The 4,072-nt window shown below is 62.6% G+C and carries 1 protein-coding gene; it reads left to right on the forward strand.

The window, feature by feature from the left end; all coding sequences use genetic code 11:
• Positions 1-173 precede the first annotated feature (173 nt).
• Positions 174-4,072 (forward strand): MG2 domain-containing protein (locus ACFFAR_RS26655; RefSeq protein WP_375508771.1); only part of this gene is annotated, 3,899 nt, incomplete at its 3' end.

The following is a 4,072-nucleotide window of genomic DNA, read 5'->3' on the forward strand; positions in this document are numbered from 1 at the left end:
CAGCCGCCGCCATATCCCCGCCGACGCCAAACCCGCATAGCATCTTCACGTAACAACGCGCACCCGATGCAAACAATCATCAAATCTTGTCGCACGATGGAAACAAATGCTTAGCTTAACGTAAGGCTCCGGTAAAATCGCCAGCGGTTTTGGCTTTTCCCGGAGCGCATTCGATGATCAGCGTCATAAAAAAACGAACCTGGACGCTGGCTTCGGCCGCTGCCGTCTCATTGCTGACAATAGGCTTTCTCGGCGCGACGCATCGCGCAGACGCCGCCCGGACGGTGAGCGTCTCGCCGCAAGGCAAGGTCACGCAGGTCCGGCAAGTCGTGGTCAAGTTCGACGAACCCATGATCGCCTTCGGCGACGCCGCCGCGAAGGCGCCGGCTCAGGTGCACTGCAGCGGTGGCGCGGCCCCGGGTGCCGCGTCAGGCTCGGCCCACTGGGTCGACGATAAAACCTGGGCCTACGATTTCGATCAGGACCTGACGCCCGGCATGCGCTGCTCGGTGGCGCTCAACGACGGCCTCAAATCGAACGCCGGAAACGCGCTTTCCGGACCGCGCGAATATCGCTTCGAAACGGGCGGCCCGTTTGTCCTGAGCGTGATGCCGGGGTATGGCGACATCGAGGAGAACCAGTTCTTTGTGCTGCGCCTCAACGGCCCGGCAACGGAAGCCTCCGCGCTGCAAAACATCTGGTGCGAATCGAACGGCTTGGGTAACCGCATTCCCGTCAAGTCCGTCGATGCCACCGCACGCACCGCCTTGCTCAAGCACTTCCGCCTTGAAAAAGACAGTGCACGCGTCCTCACGCTCGCCTGCCAGCAGACCCTGCCCGCGGCCACGAAGATGCAACTCGTCTATGGCCGTGGCGTCGCGGGCCCGAGCGGTCTCGCGAACGACGTGGAGAAACGTTTCGACTTTGATGTCCGCGCCCCCTTCACCGCAAGTTTTTCGTGCGAACGTGAAAACGCAAAAGCGCCCTGCACGCCGCTGCGCCCGTTGGGCATCCGCTTCAGCTCGCCCGTACTGCGCACCGACGCCGCAAAGATCACGCTGCGTGGCCCGGGCGGCAACGCAACGCCGACCTTCGATCCCGACGAAAAGGATAGCGAGATCAGCACGGTCGAGTTCGCGGCGCCGTTGCCGGAACACGCGGATTTATCGATTGAACTGCCTGGTGGGTTGAAGGACGCGAGCGGCCGTGAGTTGTCGAACGCAGATCTCTTCCCGCTGAAGACCGCGACCGCTCCCATGCCACCGCTGGCGAAGTTTTCATCGTCGACATTCGGGATCATCGAGCGCTTCGCCGAACCGAACATGCCCGCCATGTTGCCCGTCACGCTGCGTCATGTAGAAGCCGACCTGAAGGTCAGCGGCTTGAACGCGGGAGCATCGAGCGTGACGAAACTACGCGTGGACGCCGATACGGATATTCGCCGATGGATGAAGACCGTCGACCAGTTCGACGGCTTTTCGATGTCCGTTTCCCAGATCGAGAAGCAGATGCCGCAGGCGCTGCACAACGGCATCAAGCCGGTCTACGCGGTGGGGAGCACAGCGAAAAATCCGCAGATCGATATCCGCTCGTTGTCGCTGCTCGCAAAGCAACCGGGCGTCGAGACGTTGAGCGTGCCGCAGGCCGATCCGAAGTCCCTGCGTCCGTTTGAAGTGGTCGGCATTCCGATCACTAAGCCGGGTTTTTACGTGGTCGAAATGGCGTCGCCGGCGCTTGGCGCGTCGCTCCTTGGCAAGCCGCAAGCCATGTACGTGCGTACGTCGGTGCTTGTGACAAACCTCGGCGTGCATTTCAAGCAGGGGCGCGAGAACAGCATCGTCTGGGTGACCGCGCTCGACAGCGGCAAGCCGGTGCCCAACGCGCAGGTCGACATCAGCGATTGCAATGGCGAACAGATCGCCACGGCAAGGACGAACGCGCAAGGCATTGCAAACGTGAACAAGCCGCTCGCCGCGGCTGCCGAATGCAATGAACAGAGTCTGGAATGGTCGGGCTTTTTCGTCTCGGCACGTGTGGACGATCCGAAGACCGGTCCCGACATGGCGTTCGTGCGCTCGGACTGGAATCGCGGTATCGAAAGCTGGCGTTTTAACGTTCCGACCGACATGAGCCGCGACCAGACCACCCGCGCCACGACCGTGTTCGACCGGACGCTCTTGCGCGCCGGCGAAACGGTATCCATGAAACATCTGATGCGCGAGGAAACGCTCAGCGGTTTTGCGTTCCCGTCGCATATGCCGTCGCGCGTGACGATCCGTCATCTGGGCAGCGGCCAGACCTATCACCTGCCGCTCAAGTGGGCCGCCGATCACAGCGCCGATTCGACCTTCCCGATTCCCGCCGCCGCGAAGCTCGGCGAATATAGCGTGACGCTCGACGACGGCAAGGCCGACGCCGGCGACGATGACGACGATTCAAGCGCCGGCTCCAGCCGAATGAGCGTCGATACAGGCAGTTTCCGCGTAGAAGAATTCCGCCTTCCGGTGTTCAAGGGATCGATCGGGATTCGCGACCAGAAGACGGGCGCGCTTGTCGCCGCCAAAGAAGCGCCGCTCGCGGTGCAGATCGAATATGTATCGGGCGGACCGGCATCGAATCTGCCGGTGCAAGTCTCGGCGTTGATGAAAGACACATCGCCGCCGTTTGCATCGCAATTCGATTCGTTCAGCTTCGCGCCGTACAAAAAGCCTGCGGACGATGGCGCAAGCGCGCCCGCAACGGAAGGCGACGACGACAACTCGAGCGCGCAGGAAGATACATCGACGGCAAAACTCGTCGCCGATAAAACCGCGCTCACACTCGACCGTAACGGCACGGGCACGCTCACGCTGAAATCGCTGCCCGCGGTCGAGGCGCCGAAACGGCTCGCGCTGGAAGCGACCTTCGCGGACCCGAACGGCGAGATCCAGACGCTGCGCGGCGACGCGACGCTCTGGCCTGCGGCGGTGGCTGCGGGCATCAAGGCGGGCGACTGGGTATCGGTCGGGAACGCAGTGCCGGTGCAGGCGCTCGCCGTCGATTTGCAGGGCAAGCCGCGCGCCGGCGTTGCGCTGGAAATACGCGGCGTTGCGCGCACCATGACGAGTTCGCGCAAACGCATGGTCGGCGGTTTTTACGCCTACGACAACCACACCGAAATCAAGGACCTCGGCACGCTGTGCAGCGGCAAGAGCGATGACCACGGGCTGCTTTCCTGCGATGCAAAACTCAAGGAAGCGGGCAACGTCGACCTGATCGCGATTGCGAAAGACGGTGATGGACGTGTCGCGAACGCGACGACATCGGTTTGGGTCACGCGGGAAGACCAGCTCTGGTTCGGCGGCGAGAACACGGATCGTATCGACGTATTGCCCGAGAAGACCAGCTACGAACCCGGCGAAACCGCGCGCTTCCAGGTGCGCATGCCGTTCCGCTTTGCGACCGCGCTCGTGGCCGTGGAACGTGAAGGGATCGTGGAAACGAAGGTCGTCGAACTAGACGGAAAGAACCCGACCATCGAACTGAAAGTCCAGGATACGTGGGGGCCGAACGTGTACGTCTCCGTGCTCGCGATTCGCGGCCGGATTCATGAAGTGCCGTGGTATTCGTTCTTCACCTGGGGCTGGAAAGCGCCGCTCGACTGGGCGCATGCGTTCTGGTATGAAGGCCGGCAATATGAGGCGCCCACGCCGCTCGTCGATTTGTCGAAGCCCGCTTTCCGGTACGGCCTCGGCGAGATCAAGGTGGGTACGGCCGTACACAAGCTGGGCGTCACGGTGACGCCCGACGCAAAGTCGTACGCCGTGCGCTCGAAGGCGCATGTGAAGGTTCGCGTGACGTTGCCGGACGGCAAGCCTGCGCCGGCCGGCACGCAGATCGCGCTCGCCGCTGTCGATGAAGCCCTGCTCGAACTCATGCCGAATCAAAGCTGGAACGTGCTCGACGCCATGCTGCAACGGCGCGCATATGGCGTGGAGACATCGACGGCGCAAATGGAGATCATCGGACGGCGTCACTTCGGGCGCAAGGCGGTGCCGGCGCCGGGCGACATCTCCGACGAGCAGGTCTGCCT

Origin of the sequence: uncultured Caballeronia sp. (genome assembly GCF_964243625.1) — a bacterium.
Classification (GTDB): domain Bacteria; phylum Pseudomonadota; class Gammaproteobacteria; order Burkholderiales; family Burkholderiaceae; genus Caballeronia.